The following is a 15,441-nucleotide window of genomic DNA, read 5'->3' as shown; positions in this document are numbered from 1 at the left end:
ATACGATTTTTGTTATTGAGTTTATTATACATGAAGCAGTATACTATGTATATAACGTAACGCCGATTGTAAAAGTACACCTTACAAAATACTTTACAGGCATTTTCACACAATCAAATGAAAGGATTTTATCAATTATGAAATCAAGATGGAATTCACACTGTACTCAGTGTCTGCTGAAAAAGCACCTGACAAATTACCCGGATACAGCCACGGAAGAAGAACGGCTCACCTACATCCGCCGACTGTTCTCCATTCTGACAGACATAGCTCCCGGTGAAAGCTCCCCGGTCATCGTCAACCGCATCCTTACCCTTCAGAAAGAAATGTTTGATCAGTTCGTCGATTATACCGATATCAAGAAACATTTCAATCAGCTTATGCTGGAACAGGAAGACTGGATCTATGCCGATATCTCTTCTGCCGCTGATCCGATCCGCCGTGCTTTACAATATGTCATGAAGGGAAATTATATTGACTTTGGTGTGCTGTCTGATGTAAACAGCGAAAAATTAATGGAACTCTTGTCGCAGGCGAAAGACCAGACAATCGATGAGCAGATATTTGATGAACTGATGCAAGATCTTACATCAGCGAAAAATATGGTACTACTGACCGACAACTGTGGCGAGATCGTATTAGACAAGCTTCTCATCCGCACGATCAAGTCTCAGTTTCCGGATCTGCAGGTCCACGTCATCGTCCGCGGCGGTCATGCACTGAACGATGCCACCATGGAAGATGCCTGTCAGGTCGGGCTCCCGGATCTGGTTAAGGTCATCGGCAATGGTACCTGCCTGCAGGGAACTTATCTCCCGGACATATCAAAAGAAGCCCGTGACCTTCTGGAACAGGCGGATGTAATCCTTTCCAAAGGCCAGGGCAACTTTGAAAGTCTGCAATACTGCGGACTGAATATTTATTATCTTTTCCTGTGTAAATGCGATTTATTTACCAAACGCTTCCACACACATTTATACAACGGCATTCTTACGAACGACCGTTATGTGTAATCCTGTGAAATACTATCGTAAAGATGATGCCTTTGACCACTGAAGTCAGAGACATTGCCCACCAGATTCCATCCAATCCCAGCGGTGTGATCGCAAGTGCCATTGCAAATGGGATTCTGGATCCAGTAAACACGATACTGATGATGCTGCACAGTCTGGTTCTTCCAAGACCGGACAGTGCACCTATCGTCATCAGTTCCACGCTCATAAATGCTTCACTGATTCCAATGATCAGAAAATAACTCACTGAGATCTGTATCGCTTCCGCTTCATGGAAGAATATCTCTGACAACGGTTCCGGAAAGATGAAAAAGAGTGCCATGATCAGGCATCCCCATGCTGCGATTGTGCGGAATGCGATCCAATATCCATTACGGATTCTGTCCATCTTCCCTGCCCCGTAATTCTGCGCAGAAAATGCATTGATCGACGCCGCGAATCCATCTGCCGTATTCCAGGACAATGCTTCTACCTGTCCCCCTACCCTCTGGACAGCCACCGCCGCCGGGCCAAAATCTGCCACCATACGGGTGAGTACCATGGAAATCGCACAGTATGCAGTACTTTGAAGTGCCGTAGGCACACCAATCCGAAAGATCCCCTGATAATATTTCTTTTCCGAAGGGCGAAACAGATAACATTCTGACAATACATTTTTCTTGCCGTCTCTGATCACACCAAGTACCAACACCGTCATTACAATAAACTGTGCCAATACCGTTGCGATCGCCGCACCGACTACTTCCAGTCTTGGAAATGGACCAACCCCCAGTATCAACAGCGGATCCAATACTACATTTACAAAAAGTCCCAGAAAATTCGCCACGAGCGGTGTCTTCGAATCTCCCTGTGCCGTATAAATCCCCGTAAGCACGAACGTCAGATAGGAAAATATCACCAGTCCGCAGGTAATCCGTGTATATACCACCGCATATCGTACCGTCTCAGCATCTCCCACATGAAAAAGTGCGATCAGTTCATCCGTAAAAAGGGTACAGACTGCCGCAAATATAACAGCAAATAGAACCGTAAGCTGGACAGCTGAACAGGCATACTGTCCTGCTTCATCACGCCTTCCACGTCCCAGCGCCTGGGCTACATTCACCTGTCCTCCCATTTTCGCCAGAGCAGACAATCCCTGCGACAGCCACACGTACATACCGCCTACACCGACACCGGCCACTGCGCGTGAACCAAGCATTCCAATCCACGCCATGTCCGTAATGCTGTAAAATGTATTTAAAAAGGACGTTGCCATGATCGGCAGCGCCAAAGCAATCAATGCTTTCAAAATCGGTCCTTCCGTCAGAACCACCTGTCTGTTTTTACTCATATTCTTCTCCAATCTATGCTCTACCATAGACATGATAGCATAATCATCCCTTGTCGTAAATCGGATATCCGGCTTTAAAAGACTTCCGATATCATAAACCGGTTCCTGCCTTTCACGAAGCACAAACCGGTCATCATCGAACTTTAAATCTGATTCTTCTTAATGCAGGCATAAACTGATTCTGCTAAGCTTTTATGTTCTTCCGGCATCAGATGCAGCGCATCCTCTTCGGATGGCTTGGCTGCCTGTGCCGCATCCAGGAAAATACATCCATTCCGGTCAGCTACTGCCTTGTAGCAGGCCGGAAATTCTTTAGATCTTGTTATCGCGCTGTCATCAAAATGATCTCCGAATGTCAGCTTGCTGATATTTTCCCCAATCTCCGGCGGTGACATCAATATGATCTTCGGGCAGAACTTCTGCTTCTCTGCTGCAAAATCACAGATCTCCTTCACCAGTCTCTCCGCACCTGCTGCGATCTCTTCCGTACAAAGTCCAAAGTCCATCTTCAGGTCATTGGTTCCAAGCATCATCACCACTGCATCGACCGGCTTGTGGGAATTCAGGCATGGCTTGAGATATTCCAGGCCGCTCTTCCATCCCTCTCCCGGCGCCTTATACATCGTAGTTCTTCCGTTACATCCTTCTTCGATTACTTTATACTCGTCTCCCAAAAGTTGCTGTAACCGTCCTGTCCAGCGAATGTCCTCCGGCCATCTGCCGCCAGTCACAGGATTATAACCATACGTATTAGAATCACCATAACAAAGAATTGTTTTCATCACTCCACCGATCCTTTCTTCAAAATCCGGAACATATTCTTATGAAAATCCAAGATACCTTCCTGTTTCATTTTTCCAAGTTCTTTTGACAGGGCGCTTCGATCCAGATTCAGATATTCTGCCATCTGCTGCCTGTTAAACGGAATCTCGAAAATCTCACCGTCCGCTTTCAATGACTGCGCCGTCAGATACGTAAGCACACGCTCTCTGATCGTCTTCGGCGTCGTACAGAAAATGCGCTGGGATAAGATCAGATTCTTCCGCAGCGAAATCTGCAGCATATTCTTCTGAATCTTCTCCTGCCAACCGCTTCCTGTATTTGTTAGAATCCAGCGGACATCCAGCCAGAGTACATTCGTATCATCAGCCGCAGACACTTCCACCATCATCGGTTCCTCACAGAACGCATACGTCTCCGCAAACACTTCGCCTTCTCCCACTTCACTCAGGATACTTTTATTCCCCCATGGATCTACGGTCTCAATATGGACACGACCTTTCGTCACGACCCCCAGTTCGTGTATCACATTTCCCATCTGACAGATTCGCTCATTCTTCCGATACTCTGTCTCCCACAGACAATTCATCTCTTCCATTTCTTTCCATTCTGCATCGCTCACGCCCCGGAATAACGGATTCGCAATATCATTCATATTCCGTCCCCTTTCGTGGTTATAACCACCGATTTTTCATTTTCATTATAATAAACTAAGTCCAGTAACACAAGATTAATATTAGGAGGAATCACTTATGATCAGAAGAATTATTCATATAGACGAAGAGAAATGCAATGGATGCGGAGCCTGCGCAGATGCCTGTCACGAAAGCGCTATTGGCATGGTTGATGGAAAGGCAAAACTCCTGCGAGATGATTACTGCGACGGGCTGGGCGACTGTCTGCCGACCTGTCCGACCGGCGCCATCACATTTGTAGAACGAGAAGCCGCGGCATATGATGAAGCTGCCGTGCTCGCCAACCAGAAAGCAAAGCAGGAAAAGGCTACCGTCCAGACAAACACGCAGTCAGCACCTGCTACCAAGCCTGTATTCTCCGGATGTCCCGGCTCCAGAATGCGTACCCTGCACACGGAAGTCTCTGCCAGTGAGACATCCACAGAAACTGACAATGGGACATCCACACCGGCTGCTCCGCTGACCTCTCAGCTTGGCCAGTGGCCATGCCAGATCAAACTGGTCCCGACACACGCACCTTACTTCGACGGAGCTAAACTCCTGATCGCGGCAGACTGCACCGCATACGCTTACGCCAATGTGCATCAGGAATTCATGAAGGGCAAGATCACGATCATCGGATGTCCGAAGCTGGATGCCGTTGATTACAGCGAAAAACTGACAGAGATCATTGCCGGAAATGATATTAAGAGTGTCACCGTGCTCCGCATGGAAGTGCCATGCTGCGGCGGACTGGAGCAGGCTGCTATCACCGCATTGAAGAATAGTGGCAAATTCATCCCGTGGCAGGTTGTGACATTCTCAATCGATGGAAAGATATTAGAATAAATCCATAAAAAATCACTCAAGCGACCAGAGCCTGAGTGATTTTCCTTTTTTATCGCCATAAGATTACCCACTTCACGGTCAGAATCCTGTGGAAGCTGCACGCATACCTAAACGTATATTTTTTCTAATTCAAATTATTTTTAAATATTTTTAGATTCGTAACATTTGTTACATACTTTATCCACATTTCCGGTTATCCTATAGACACAACAAAGAAAACAAATCAAACAACAAAGGAGTGTCAGTTATGAAAAAATATATTTGTGAACCATGTGGCTATGAATACGATCCGGCAATCGGTGACCCAGACGGCGGTATTGCACCGGGCACGGCATTTGAAGATATCCCGGACGACTGGGTATGTCCAGTCTGCGGATTAGGAAAAGACGTATTCGTTCCTGCCGAAGATTAATTACCCATTTTCGCCAGACACCTTATCGTAGTCCAGAATCTGTATTTTATTTCTGGAAGACAGACGAATCAATCCCTCGTCCTGGAGCGCAACCAACATCCGGGACAGGGATGGTCTCGTCGCATTCAGATACGAAGCCAGTTCTTCCCGATTCATATGCAGCGTCACGTTGTAATCGGAATTACAGTTTTCCAGCAGAAATGCACAGATTCTCTGACGGAGATTACCGCTTGTAAGCACTTCAATCTGATGATTATTCTTATCCACTTTTTCAGCGAAAAGCTGAAGCATATTAAAGATCACCTTACTGTGATGCACACAGTTACGCTCGCATCTTCCTCCAAAGAAGTTCTGTGAGACTTCCAACAGTGTCGCTTTCTTCCTTGCTCTGGCATAACAGGAATATCCCGGCTGACGTAAGAACAGTTCAACCTCACCAAAATATTCCCCTTCAGCCAGCATGGACATCCGCGTGATCTTTCCATTCAGATTAATACTTCCAACTTCCACTTCTCCCTCAAGAATAAAATACAGCTTCTGCGGACGATCTTCCTGTCTGAAAATGTATTCATTTTTCTGATATGTACGAGTCACTGCCTGAGAGCAGACCAGACTTTTCTGCATCTCTTCTTCAGTCAGATCTCGAAATATCTGTAGCTTTTGTAACGTCATAATACCAGCCAACCTTTTCTCTGATGATATGGTTTCATTATAGATCAGTGAAAAAAGTGATTCAATAACGCGAGGTGATTTTCATGAACAACAAGGCAATGTACAACTTATCTTACGGACTCTTTGTATTAACCGCACGGGAAAATGAGAAAGACAACGGCTGTATCGTAAATACAGTGGCACAGGTCACCACTTCTCCTAACCGCATTCTCGTTGCAGTCAATAAAAATAATTATACCCATGGCATGATTCTTCGGACGGGTGAATTTAATGTTTCCATCCTGACGGAACGTGCTGCATTCAACACATTTAAGCACTGGGGATTCCAGAGTGGTTCCGATGTAGATAAAGCTGTCGGCATTACCTTTCGGCGTGCAGACAATCAGCTTATTTATCTCGCTGAAGAAACCAATGCCTATATCAGCGCCAAAGTCATCTCCACCACGGATCTCGGAACACATACCTTATTCCTTGCCGATGTAACAGACGCAGAAGTATTGTCCGATGATCCATCCGTAACCTACAGCTATTACCAGCAGCATATCAAGCCGGCACCGGCGAAGACTGCAAAAAAAGGCTATATCTGTACCGTATGTGGTTATATCTACGAAGGAGAGCCATTACCGGAGGATTTCATTTGCCCGATCTGCAAACATCCGGCATCCGATTTCAAACCGTTGTAAAAATAAAACGATTGTATTCATAAAGGAGAACCGCTTATGACAAACATTACATTTGACGATAATTTAATCACTGGAAACGATACCATTGATACCCAACACGAAGAACTGATCAACCGCATTCAACAATTCGTAGCAGTCTGCGAATCCGGCGATGGCAAAGTCAAAGCCATTAAAATGCTGGATTATCTGGACGAATACACCAACTTCCATTTCCAGGCCGAAGAAGAATTGCAGAAAAAAGTATCCTACCCAGAGCTTGCAAATCATCAGGAAAAGCATGATGAATTTAAGAAATCTATCCAGGAATTATATGATTTTCTGAATGAGAACGAAGGTCCGAACGAGCAATTTATAGAACAGGTGAAAATCAACGTCGTAGACTGGCTCTTCAAACACATCAAAACTTTCGACCGGTCAGTTGCAGAATATATACACCTTAATAACAATGCGGAAAGATTATAAACACTTAAAGAAGAGGAGCCAATCAATTTGATATGCTCCTCTTCTTGCCATGACGCACTAATCTACTCCATTTTCCTTTAAGAATTGCTACATTAAGTGCCATTCCACCCCAACTATAGATACCGATGATACTGATTTTTTCAGCATCTACATTGTTCTTTACACTTAAGAAATCAACTGCTGCCATAAAATCTTCTGTATTAATATTCGGAGATGCCATATATCTCGGCTGTCCACCGCTTTCTCCCGTATAAGATGGATCAAATGCAATCGCAAAATATCCCCTCTCTGCCATTGTCTGTGCATACAATCCGAAACACTGCTCCTTTACTGCTCCAAATGGTCCGCTTACAGCTATTGCCGGAAGTTTCTCTTTCGCATCCTTCGGACTATACATATCAGCCGCAAGAGTAATACCATATCGGTTCACAAATGTAACCTTCTTATGTTCTACATAATCACTCTTTAGAATTGCAAAACTGCTTTATATAATATATGATAAGCTCATCTTATATCCTAAACCTAACTTTAGGTCAAGATTTTTCAACCCAGATTCGTAAAATTTACGAAAGAAGATATTCAGAAATTGTACGATGCCGGTCATAAGTAAACTTCTTGAACATATATATTCTTCATGTTATACTTTAATTGTGTAATCCATTTGAAAGCAGGATGCGATTTTCTGATTACGATATACCCTCTAGTTTACAAAGGAGGGATGCCCCATGAACACAATGGAAGTTCTTACTTTATTGCTAGTAATTTTCGCGGCACTATCTTACATAGATAATCATAGTAAAAAGAAATAGCATCCCTCGCCCAAGGTAGATGCTATTTCAAAAATATAACTCACTGAGGGCATATCGGATTCGCATCCGATTACCTTTCTAAGTAGATTATACACTGGGGTACTTGAAGTTTCAAGTACCCCTTTTCATAAAATTCAAATCCGTATCATTTTGATTATTTCCCACCAAACACTCCCGCTATCTTATCCGTGTATTTTTTCACATATATTACAAATGTCCAGATTCCAAAATAATGCTTCATCAGTTCATCGCATTCTTTCCTGGTAATCTCCGGCTCTCTGTCTGCCACACACATGGCATCATACATAACGATGCCTTCCTTCACCTGGAACGGCAGCATCTTGAATCCGTTACTTTCATAGAATGCCTTACGTCTCACACGCTGCTCATAATTCTCTGCATTCGAATCCATCTCTTCGATACACAGGAAAATACGACTGTCACTGTACTTTTTCTGAATGGTCTGTAAAATTCTGCCTCCGTATCCGGCTCCACGCTTCGTATCATCTATCGCGAGATAGGATATATAGATGATATCTTTATAATACACATTATATACCAGCCCTATCAGCTCCTCATGATCATATACTCCGTAGAATTCTCCTCTGCCGTCACGCGTCAGCATCTTGAGCATCCAGAATGGTATCTTTTCTTCTCTTGGAAAGGCCTCTTTATATATATCCTTCAGTCCTTTCCGATTCAATTTGTTATTCCTGTATCCGACAAATCTAAGTCCTGACATTCTTTAACACCTCTCGCTTATCATTAGTTTCCAAACATCATAGCACACTTAGAATTGCTTTTCAATCTCTATACACATTCTATATAATCTCGGTAATCTGCCTCGCTGGCAAATAACATATATTCGTCTTCCACGTATCCCATATAACCTTCTGCCGTTGCATATCCTTTCATATTTACACCTCCGCCATTGCCTTGTTTTCAGGCTTTTTTCTCATTTATGGCTTCAGTATAATAAATAAGGTGTCCATTAATACGGACACCTCAAATCTTTTTTCATTTATTCTTCGTCTTTGATTTCTTCTCCGGCAAGCTTCATAATATCTGCCACATCATCCTCGGATATCTGCATCCGGTCTGCAACTTCATCTACAGATACTTTCCTTCCGTACTCTTCTTTCATATTGCGAATGGTCTCGTCAAGATCAGATACCTTTTGCACCATCTTGTCTTCCTGACGCTTCGTCTCACTCTGCGACTCCAGTGTCATCTGCATATCCATACGGACTTTCTCAAGAATCTCTTCTTCCACGGGCTCGCCTTCTGCTTCACTCATTACCATCATCAGACTCAGGCTTCCCTCCTGGATCAGATCTCCAATAAATGCACCTGTTGTATGCACCTTGATTGCTTCCTCTACAACTTTCGGAAGATAATAATCCAGCATTGCCTCCTGCTCATTCGTCACATCCATGTTACTGATGTCCTGCAAGTACTCTGCCACATACGCCTTTTCCTGCTCGGTAAGGCTGGCTCTCGGATCTTCCTCCCCAGCTTTCTCGCTGGCATGACCTGTATATCCTGCCACCTCGATCTTCTGTGCCATCAGGAATTCTACCACCAGCTCCATCTGTTCTTCCGTAAGATTCTCGTCACGGAAAAATGCTGCCAGCTCTTCCTGTGTCATACGGTTACCCTGCGCTGCTGCTTTCGCAAGAAGCTCCGCTAATTTTTTCTGAAATTCTTCTCTGTCCGCCATATCTATAACCTCTCGTATTTGTCCATGTAAATATAATTACCTCAGAACCATATGCTCAATCATGCTCTGAGCGCTAAACCTATTGTAATATGACGCAGACAAACTTTCAACTACATTTCCCCGGCAGTAATTGCTCCGACCGGACAGACCTTTTTGCAATTGCCGCAACAGATACAGGTCACAGGATCGATCACCGCATGCCCGCCATCCATCCGGATGCAGGCGCGCGGACAGGCATTCTGGCAGGCTCCGCAGCCGATACAGCCTTCCTCTACTTTATACGTTTCGCCCTTTACCTGTTCTCCGCCAAATGCGAAATTCTTCTTCTCAATCCGCTCTGTCTGCAACGAGAACCATTCGCCCTGACCACGGAAGATCTGAAATACCGTCAGCACGCCTCGGGATTCTTCCGTCGGGTAAATATCATACATGTACGGATTCTTTTCAAAAAGTTTCGGCAGTAACTCCGGTCCAAGTTCTCTCACCTCCCCGGCAACAGATACCGCCACACTGTGCATGGTATCCGTTCCCTTCAGAGCTGTCAGCGCAATGTGTGGCGAACGGCTCAGTCTTTTATAAAATCCCTTTCCCGTGGCAGTCAGAAAATATATACTGTCATCTTCACAATCCATCAGGTCAATGGCGCAGGTCACAGGATGCCCATCCTCGTCTGTTGTCGCCATGATAGATGTATGTATTTCTTCTACCACATATCGGAAAATATCTTTAACTTCCATTGAATTACCTCATTCCTTTCATTGCCGGAGATACACGCTTATACACCAGCATCGTAATCACTGATACGATCAGACCTTTAAGAATATTGCCCGGCAGCGCACTGTACAACACTACATCCAGTTTGGTATGGATAAATGGAATCACCTCAGCAAATGATGCAATTACCTGATCAATCGGCATGAAGATCTGATACATCGGAAGCAGCACAAAGTAATTCATAATTGCCGCCATAATACCCATTGCCACACTTCCTGCCACACCGGATACTACTGCCATCTTTCTGGTCTTTTTCTGCTTATAGATCAGTCCTGCGGTAAATACCAGGCTTGCACCCATCAGGAAATTCGCCAGCTCACCGATTCCACCGGTTGAAGTAGACAGTGCCTGCAGTACATTCTTAATCAGTTCTACAACGGTGCCTGCCACCGGTCCTAATGCAAATGTAGTCAACAATGCAGGTACATCCGATGCATCCATTCTGGCAAATGACGGTGCTAACGGCATCGGCACTTCCAGAAATGCAAGAATATAGGAAATTGCCGCCATCAACGCAATTACCGTAAGATAACGTGCCTTTCCTGTGGTCTGTGTACCGACTTGTATTGCCGCTGTTTTTGATGTGTTCTTTTCTGTTGTGTTACTCATGATGTTCTTCCTCCCATTCTTTCAGGGGAGCTCTGTACATAGTTGTGTAATCAATGTCATCTCGTTTGTTGCACAAATAAAGGCAGTCCCATTCGGGGACTGCCTGATCTACATCTTTATACGGATATCGGAATCTCCTGATTCCTTCATCGATATCTGCTCTTCTATGTACATCCTCTTTCATCCGGACTATAACCGTCGGTACTGGAATCTCACCAGTTCGGCTCTGACTGTGTTCAGAGTTCGCAGACTTTACTGCCGGTGGGGAATTGCGCCCCGCCCCGAAGATATTGTTATTTTCAAGAAAAGGTTAGCACTTTCTAATCCATGTGTCAACCCTGGATTCTCCCATTACATCCTCCTGAGATGATATTCCCTCTTCATTCCATACATAATGCTTCTGGATACTACATCTACAATAATAAATCCAAACGCGATTGCCAGACAGGTTGCAAATAAAACCACGGTCTCGCCAAATGCCTGTGAAATGTCTCCTGCCACACATGCATACATCAGATAATACAGGTTCGGTCCTGGGATCAGCGGAAACACCGATGCTGTCAGGAATATGGTCGATGGCGCCTTATTAACACGCGACATGACAAATGCATAAAATGCCACAAAAATCGCCCCCATCAACGTCGCCAGGAAATTACTTGGTTTTATCGCATATACCACCACATAAATCCCCCATGTAAAAAATGCCCCAATACCACTATACACTACCTGTATTCCTCGTATCTTAAACCACCATGCAAATCCGGTACATGCAATCGTACAGGAAATAAGCTGGATCAGTATACTGTGATTCAGGATGAATGTATCTGTTGTGCCCTCATGGAACATCAGCAGTGCTATCGCGATTCCAAATGCGATACCCGCAGCGCCAAGCATCGAACTCATAATATGTAAAAATCCTGATATAAAGTCACTCTGAAGGATATCCCGGATACCATTTGTCGTACTGAGTCCACTGATCAACAGCATGACGATACCGATCATAATCCGATCCGGATGATCCGCAAGTCCAACCCTGCTTGCCAGAATAATGATGAGTTCCCCCATAAATGCCATCAGCGTATTGTATACCATCAGGTTATCTTCTCTCTTCGACAGCAAGTCACCCACATATACGATCAGAATTGACACAACCGCTGCTACCAGCGCATCCTTCGTATTACTTCCAAAGAATACTGCGAATCCTGTACCACCCATAATGCCCGCCAGATAACGGGTGATCCGCTTCTGCTTCGGTCGGTTCATAACTTCCAGATACTTCTCATGCAGCTCCTTTTCATCCGGTGTATTCTGACAGACATACCGGCAAAGATTGTTCAGATAATCCAGTCTGTCAAAATTCGGTTCTCCTCCATTGACATGACGGATCTGTGTGATAATCTCACCTTCCGGAGTCTCTACCGTCACCTGTATATTACTCGGAATAACAAATACATCCGATTTTACAAACCCATAGCTTCTGCACATCCGATAAAAGCTGTCTTCCAGACGGAAGTTCTCTGCTCCGCTCCTGAGCATCCCCTCTCCAATGTCCAGAATTCCCTGTACGATCTTATAATAATTCATTCCAATTCATCCTTTTCCCAAGTTCTATAACAATTCCATTCAGCCCCTCCATACAAGAAAAACTGTTACTTGCATGCAAGCATGCTATAACAGCCTTTCTTGTGCGAAGGAGCTGAACAGTAACCTTTTATTCCAGATTGTATCATGATTTTTTCAATGCGTAAAATGTATTTATTGGTTTTTTCTATAACTATTTTAAATAACATTATTATTTTTTCTAATATTACTTTCTTTTCCTGTACAGTTATAATGGAAATAGGTATAATAACGCGTTCTGAAAGGAGTTCGACATATGAGAGCATTGATCGTAATTAAAAAAATTGGAAAAAGCTTTACCGAGTTTCTCTGCCGAGACTGGACACCAGCCGAGAAGATTCTCGTAGCCACCTGTTGTGTACTGTACGGAATGATCCACGGCTTTCTGATCTCACCGATAAAAAAAGGTGTATCGATTGGCTGTAATAACGGCAATAACAGTGATAACTGTTACGGCGGTCTGGATGATGATTTCATGTTTGACGACGAGGATTAATCCATTATATCCCCTTATGAATCAGGAGACTGTTCTGCTTATATTACAGACAGTCTCCTGATTTAGGTTCTTATCTTCACCGCTTCCATTTCAAACGTGGGAGCACGCCTTCTTCCAATCGATATCCGATATAGGCCGCAATGCATCCAGTTATAATTCCTCCCAAAATGTCTGTCGGATAATGTACGTACAGGTATAATCTGGAAAATGCGATCAGCACGGCAAGTACCAGTGCCGGTTTCCACATCTTGTTCTCTCCAGCAAGGTAGAGTGCCATCGCTGCCGTAAAGGACGCCGCTGTGTGTCCGGATGGAAACGAATAATCATGTGGTCTTGCAACCAGAAGCTGTATCGATGTATTCACATCAAACGGTCTGATTCGACCAACCAGATTCTTCAGGATTCCATTGCAAAGCACGACATCCACGCACAGCGCCAGCATCAGGATCACTCCGGTCCGTCTGGTCTTCGGAATAATCAGCAAGATTACCGTCAACAGGATCCATATCATCCCTGCATTCCCCAGTTTTGTAATCACGCACATGATTGTATCCAGGATTGGTGTACGCATATGTTGTATTGCATTTAAGATACTAATTTCCACATCGTTCACTTCTTTCTTTGATAAACTACATCGACTGGATTGCACATCCTTTTCTCCGGTATTCTGCCGCATTGCCCTTCACGCTCTTGATGTCCGCGTCCTTTCCACACACACGGCATCTTTCATTACGATTCGGGAATCTGACAATACGGTTCTCCATCGTCAGTCCGTCAAATACATACATTTTATTGGTCAGCAATTCACCTGCACCGGTAAAATATTTCACCGCCTCCAATGCCTGCACGCTTCCGATGATTCCCGCCATCGCACCGATCACGCCCGCCTGCGAACAGTTCTGGACACTGGACGGCTCCGGTATCTCTTCAAAGATGCATCTGTAGCAGGTACACTTGCCATCCGGCACATAGGTCATTACCTGCCCCTGAAATCTCAGGATACCCGCATGGCAGAACGGCTTGCCCGCCAATACACACGCATCATTGATCAGGAACTTTGCTTCAAAATTATCCACTGCATCGATAACAAAATCATACTCCGATATGATCTCTTCAGCATTCTGCGGCGTGATGAATTCCTTATATGCTTTCACCTGAATTCCGCTGTTGAGATGTTCCAACACCTGTTTTGCAGATTCTGCCTTATTCTGATCCACCATCGATTCACTGAAGATGATCTGTCTCTGCAGGTTCGACATACTCACGGCATCCGCATCCATCAGCCCGATCGTGCCAACTCCTGCACCCGCAAGATACAATGCTGCCGGTGCACCTAATCCACCTGCACCTATGATCAGCACTTTCGCATTCTTTAATTTCAATTGTCCATCCATTCCGATCTGCGGCAGAATGATCTGACGGTCATAACGGAGTAATTCTTCTCTGCTATATCCAGAGGTATGTTTCAGAAGCCATGAACGATATCCACCCTTCAAGTTATAAGCATCATATCCCATTTCCCGGAGTTCCTGCGCAATCTCGTAACTGGTCTCACCATATGTACAGTATACAATATACTTCTTGTCCTTCTGTAACGGTATCTGTTCTTTCACTACATCCATATTTTCAAACACTTGCGCATTTTCTATATGACCATGCTGATACGCAATCGCTCCGCGTGTATCTATGTAGACAACATTTTCCTTTTTCCAATCTGTGATCTGCTCCAGCGTCACTTCTATCTCTTTTGTATTCAAAATATTTGGCTCCTTTTCGTTCATTTTTAGCTATTTATTGCCCCAAATGGATTGGCAAGATACGATACTCGATTGTCCCATTCAATGATGAACACACGGGTTATCTCTCAACCGGCTCATGCACTCATATCAACAATTATAGGCGAATTTTTCTCGTATTTCAACAGATATGGTACTATGTCAACAGCCCACTTGTTTCACAACTTTCTCTGTGCTACTATGAGCTTATCAAATCGTAAAGGAGATTGTATTATGAGTTTATTAGAAATGCTTCAGAAAAGACACAGCATCCGCAAATACACAGACGCCAACATCAGCGATCAGGATCTGCAAACCATCCTTCAGGCAGGACTTCTGTCTGCATCCGGCCGTGCTGCACGCCCTTGGGAATTTATCGTAGTACGTAACAAAGAAACTCTTCAGAAAATGTCAGAAAGCCGTGTCGGTGCTGCCAAAATGCTTGCCAATGCTAACGCCGCGATCGTCGTTATTGCTGACGAAAGTAAGACTGATGTATGGGTAGAGGATTGTTCCATTGCCATGTCTAACATGCACCTCGCTGCCTCTACACTCGGCATCGGAAGCTGTTGGATCCAGGGACGTCTCCGCATGACACCAAATGACACCACAACCGAAGATTATCTGCGTGACCTGCTCGGCTACCCGGCTGACTACCGCCTGGAGGCAACACTTTCTCTGGGTATGCCTGCAGAAGAAAAAGCGCAGACCGAACTGTCCGCGCTTTCTGCCGATAAGATTCATTATGAAAAATACTAAA

The 15,441-nt window shown here is 44.5% G+C and carries 19 protein-coding genes, 1 pseudogene and 1 riboswitch; of the genes and pseudogenes, 7 read left to right on the top strand and 13 right to left on the bottom strand.

Annotated elements, in window-relative coordinates; all coding sequences use genetic code 11:
• The first annotated feature begins 137 nt into the window (after positions 1–137).
• Positions 138–1,013, top strand: a complete 876-nt coding sequence (locus tag DWZ93_RS06490; RefSeq protein ID WP_118452344.1) for a damage-control phosphatase ARMT1 family protein — start codon at positions 138–140, stop codon at positions 1,011–1,013.
• On the opposite strand, the gene DWZ93_RS06485 is transcribed toward DWZ93_RS06490, so the two are convergent.
• The 3 genes from DWZ93_RS06485 to DWZ93_RS06475 form a co-directional block, all read right to left on the bottom strand.
• Complete coding sequence (locus DWZ93_RS06485) at positions 991–2,346, bottom strand: MATE family efflux transporter (protein ID WP_118452436.1); 1,356 nt, start codon at positions 2,344–2,346, stop codon at positions 991–993. The genes DWZ93_RS06490 and DWZ93_RS06485 overlap by 23 nt on opposite strands.
• A 143-nt stretch (positions 2,347–2,489) precedes the next feature.
• Positions 2,490–3,128: an SGNH/GDSL hydrolase family protein gene (locus DWZ93_RS06480; RefSeq protein WP_118452343.1), complete on the bottom strand. Its 639-nt coding sequence runs from the start codon at positions 3,126–3,128 to the stop codon at positions 2,490–2,492.
• Positions 3,128–3,781, bottom strand: a complete 654-nt coding sequence (locus DWZ93_RS06475; RefSeq protein WP_118382912.1) for a Crp/Fnr family transcriptional regulator — start codon at positions 3,779–3,781, stop codon at positions 3,128–3,130. The genes DWZ93_RS06480 and DWZ93_RS06475 overlap by 1 nt, the downstream gene beginning before the upstream one ends.
• Before the next feature lie 97 nt (positions 3,782–3,878).
• Here DWZ93_RS06475 and DWZ93_RS06470 point away from each other — a divergent pair, with 97 nt between their 5' ends.
• Positions 3,879–4,649, top strand: a complete 771-nt coding sequence (locus DWZ93_RS06470; RefSeq protein ID WP_118452342.1) for an ATP-binding protein — start codon at positions 3,879–3,881, stop codon at positions 4,647–4,649.
• A 247-nt stretch (positions 4,650–4,896) separates the two neighbouring features.
• Positions 4,897–5,061, top strand: a complete 165-nt coding sequence (gene rd, locus DWZ93_RS06465) for a rubredoxin (protein WP_118382910.1) — start codon at positions 4,897–4,899, stop codon at positions 5,059–5,061.
• Here rd and DWZ93_RS06460 read toward each other — a convergent pair whose 3' ends face one another.
• Positions 5,062–5,733, bottom strand: a complete 672-nt coding sequence (locus tag DWZ93_RS06460) for a Crp/Fnr family transcriptional regulator (RefSeq protein ID WP_118382909.1) — start codon at positions 5,731–5,733, stop codon at positions 5,062–5,064.
• 83 nt (positions 5,734–5,816) lie between these two features.
• Here DWZ93_RS06460 and DWZ93_RS06455 point away from each other — a divergent pair, with 83 nt between their 5' ends.
• Complete coding sequence (locus tag DWZ93_RS06455) at positions 5,817–6,416, top strand: flavin reductase (protein ID WP_118452341.1); 600 nt, start codon at positions 5,817–5,819, stop codon at positions 6,414–6,416.
• A gap of 36 nt (positions 6,417–6,452) precedes the next feature.
• Positions 6,453–6,878, top strand: coding sequence for a bacteriohemerythrin (locus DWZ93_RS06450; protein WP_118452340.1), 426 nt, complete (start codon positions 6,453–6,455; stop codon positions 6,876–6,878).
• 79 nt (positions 6,879–6,957) lie between these two features.
• Here DWZ93_RS06450 and DWZ93_RS06445 read toward each other — a convergent pair.
• The 7 genes and pseudogenes from DWZ93_RS06445 to DWZ93_RS06420 form a co-directional block, all read right to left on the bottom strand.
• Positions 6,958–7,350: pseudogene (locus DWZ93_RS06445) on the bottom strand (alpha/beta hydrolase); the annotation flags it as partial.
• Between the two features lie 491 nt (positions 7,351–7,841).
• The gene (locus DWZ93_RS06440) at positions 7,842–8,429 is read right to left on the bottom strand and encodes a GNAT family N-acetyltransferase (RefSeq protein ID WP_118452339.1); all 588 of its coding nucleotides are present in this window, start codon (positions 8,427–8,429) and stop codon (positions 7,842–7,844) included.
• A gap of 279 nt (positions 8,430–8,708) precedes the next feature.
• Positions 8,709–9,407 carry an RNA polymerase sigma factor region1.1 domain-containing protein gene (locus tag DWZ93_RS06435; protein ID WP_118452338.1) on the bottom strand — a complete coding sequence of 233 codons (699 nt, stop codon included), beginning with the start codon at positions 9,405–9,407 and terminating at the stop codon, positions 8,709–8,711.
• Between the two features lie 110 nt (positions 9,408–9,517).
• On the bottom strand, positions 9,518–10,144 hold the full coding sequence (locus DWZ93_RS06430; RefSeq protein ID WP_118452337.1) for a 4Fe-4S binding protein: 627 nt from the start codon (positions 10,142–10,144) through the stop codon (positions 9,518–9,520).
• Between the two features lie 4 nt (positions 10,145–10,148).
• Complete coding sequence (locus tag DWZ93_RS06425) at positions 10,149–10,790, bottom strand: ECF transporter S component (RefSeq protein WP_118382904.1); 642 nt, start codon at positions 10,788–10,790, stop codon at positions 10,149–10,151.
• Positions 10,783–10,974 (bottom strand): hypothetical protein, encoded by a 192-nt coding sequence (locus tag DWZ93_RS14710; protein ID WP_147590762.1) that lies wholly within the window; start codon positions 10,972–10,974, stop codon positions 10,783–10,785. The genes DWZ93_RS06425 and DWZ93_RS14710 overlap by 8 nt, the downstream gene beginning before the upstream one ends.
• A riboswitch (FMN riboswitch) is annotated at positions 10,959–11,083 on the bottom strand. It overlaps the preceding gene by 16 nt.
• Before the next feature lie 58 nt (positions 11,084–11,141).
• Positions 11,142–12,374, bottom strand: coding sequence for a threonine/serine ThrE exporter family protein (locus DWZ93_RS06420; RefSeq protein ID WP_118382903.1), 1,233 nt, complete (start codon positions 12,372–12,374; stop codon positions 11,142–11,144).
• A 292-nt stretch (positions 12,375–12,666) separates the two neighbouring features.
• Between DWZ93_RS06420 and DWZ93_RS06415 the strand changes: the two genes are divergently transcribed.
• Positions 12,667–12,906 (top strand): hypothetical protein, encoded by a 240-nt coding sequence (locus DWZ93_RS06415; protein WP_118452336.1) that lies wholly within the window; start codon positions 12,667–12,669, stop codon positions 12,904–12,906.
• A gap of 76 nt (positions 12,907–12,982) precedes the next feature.
• On the opposite strand, the gene DWZ93_RS06410 is transcribed toward DWZ93_RS06415, so the two are convergent.
• Both DWZ93_RS06410 and moeB read right to left on the bottom strand, forming a co-directional pair.
• Positions 12,983–13,510, bottom strand: coding sequence for a phosphatase PAP2 family protein (locus tag DWZ93_RS06410; protein WP_118452435.1), 528 nt, complete (start codon positions 13,508–13,510; stop codon positions 12,983–12,985).
• Between the two features lie 25 nt (positions 13,511–13,535).
• Positions 13,536–14,663 (bottom strand): molybdopterin-synthase adenylyltransferase MoeB, encoded by a 1,128-nt coding sequence (moeB, locus tag DWZ93_RS06405; protein ID WP_330421732.1) that lies wholly within the window; start codon positions 14,661–14,663, stop codon positions 13,536–13,538.
• 252 nt (positions 14,664–14,915) lie between these two features.
• Here moeB and DWZ93_RS06400 point away from each other — a divergent pair, with 252 nt between their 5' ends.
• Positions 14,916–15,440 (top strand): nitroreductase family protein, encoded by a 525-nt coding sequence (locus DWZ93_RS06400; RefSeq protein ID WP_118382900.1) that lies wholly within the window; start codon positions 14,916–14,918, stop codon positions 15,438–15,440.
• Position 15,441 lies beyond the last annotated feature (1 nt).

This window comes from Dorea sp. AF36-15AT (assembly GCF_003477705.1).
GTDB lineage: Bacteria > Bacillota > Clostridia > Lachnospirales > Lachnospiraceae > Claveliimonas > Claveliimonas ammoniilytica.
The sequence above is the reverse complement of the archived record's forward strand: the minus strand, read 5'-3'. Positions and strand labels throughout refer to the sequence as shown.

What these genes read in the sequence shown, in the direction of transcription:
- DWZ93_RS06485 (WP_118452436.1), bottom strand. Translation starts at nt 2,346, where the DNA reads ATGAGTAAAAACAGACAGGTGGTTCTGACGGAAGGACCGATTTTGAAA.
- rd (WP_118382910.1), top strand. Translation starts at nt 4,897, where the DNA reads ATGAAAAAATATATTTGTGAACCATGTGGCTATGAATACGATCCGGCA.
- DWZ93_RS06400 (WP_118382900.1), top strand. Translation starts at nt 14,916, where the DNA reads ATGAGTTTATTAGAAATGCTTCAGAAAAGACACAGCATCCGCAAATAC.
- DWZ93_RS06455 (WP_118452341.1), top strand. Translation starts at nt 5,817, where the DNA reads ATGAACAACAAGGCAATGTACAACTTATCTTACGGACTCTTTGTATTA.
- DWZ93_RS06475 (WP_118382912.1), bottom strand. Translation starts at nt 3,781, where the DNA reads ATGAATGATATTGCGAATCCGTTATTCCGGGGCGTGAGCGATGCAGAA.
- DWZ93_RS06415 (WP_118452336.1), top strand. Translation starts at nt 12,667, where the DNA reads ATGAGAGCATTGATCGTAATTAAAAAAATTGGAAAAAGCTTTACCGAG.
- DWZ93_RS06430 (WP_118452337.1), bottom strand. Translation starts at nt 10,144, where the DNA reads ATGGAAGTTAAAGATATTTTCCGATATGTGGTAGAAGAAATACATACA.
- DWZ93_RS06480 (WP_118452343.1), bottom strand. Translation starts at nt 3,128, where the DNA reads ATGAAAACAATTCTTTGTTATGGTGATTCTAATACGTATGGTTATAAT.
- DWZ93_RS14710 (WP_147590762.1), bottom strand. Translation starts at nt 10,974, where the DNA reads ATGAAAGAGGATGTACATAGAAGAGCAGATATCGATGAAGGAATCAGG.
- DWZ93_RS06460 (WP_118382909.1), bottom strand. Translation starts at nt 5,733, where the DNA reads ATGACGTTACAAAAGCTACAGATATTTCGAGATCTGACTGAAGAAGAG.
- DWZ93_RS06450 (WP_118452340.1), top strand. Translation starts at nt 6,453, where the DNA reads ATGACAAACATTACATTTGACGATAATTTAATCACTGGAAACGATACC.
- DWZ93_RS06435 (WP_118452338.1), bottom strand. Translation starts at nt 9,407, where the DNA reads ATGGCGGACAGAGAAGAATTTCAGAAAAAATTAGCGGAGCTTCTTGCG.
- DWZ93_RS06420 (WP_118382903.1), bottom strand. Translation starts at nt 12,374, where the DNA reads ATGAATTATTATAAGATCGTACAGGGAATTCTGGACATTGGAGAGGGG.
- DWZ93_RS06490 (WP_118452344.1), top strand. Translation starts at nt 138, where the DNA reads ATGAAATCAAGATGGAATTCACACTGTACTCAGTGTCTGCTGAAAAAG.
- DWZ93_RS06425 (WP_118382904.1), bottom strand. Translation starts at nt 10,790, where the DNA reads ATGAGTAACACAACAGAAAAGAACACATCAAAAACAGCGGCAATACAA.
- DWZ93_RS06440 (WP_118452339.1), bottom strand. Translation starts at nt 8,429, where the DNA reads ATGTCAGGACTTAGATTTGTCGGATACAGGAATAACAAATTGAATCGG.
- DWZ93_RS06470 (WP_118452342.1), top strand. Translation starts at nt 3,879, where the DNA reads ATGATCAGAAGAATTATTCATATAGACGAAGAGAAATGCAATGGATGC.